Annotated in this window: 1 protein-coding gene; it reads right to left on the reverse strand. The window is 63.7% G+C overall.

Features of this window, described 5'->3' with window-relative positions; all coding sequences use genetic code 11:
- Positions 1–287: hypothetical protein (locus EN742_RS37525; RefSeq protein WP_128334019.1), on the reverse strand; the 287-nt coding region annotated here is incomplete at its 3' end.
- Positions 288–391 lie beyond the last annotated feature (104 nt).

Here is a 391-nt window from a genome sequence, read left to right on the forward strand (position 1 = left end):
CTATCGTGCGGCTGGTGGTCCACATCCTTGGCGAGATCCTCGGCAAGCAGCCGCGCGACGTCATTGGGAAGCGGCATGAATTCGTAGCCCCGGGCGAGTGATGTCGCACGCAGAGCGTCGAGCGTTTCGTACTCGCGGTCGCTGGTGCCGAGCCACAGAGCAAGATCCTCGCCGCTCTCGTCGGGGAACGCCTGCAGGAACAAGGTGCGAAGCGGCGGATCGTAGCCGATGACGGCGTTGGGATCGGAGCGGTGGTCGCTGGTGACGGTGATGGTGTAGCGGCTCATTGAAACCTCCTGATCGGGTGCGGCGAGAAGAGAGCCGGCCCCTAGCGGAGCCGGCTCTCTGCGGTTCACTGCGGGTTGTTCCAGAGGATCACCTTCTTGTTCTC

Origin of the sequence: Mesorhizobium sp. M4A.F.Ca.ET.020.02.1.1, assembly GCF_004022645.1 — a bacterium.
Taxonomy (GTDB): domain Bacteria; phylum Pseudomonadota; class Alphaproteobacteria; order Rhizobiales; family Rhizobiaceae; genus Mesorhizobium.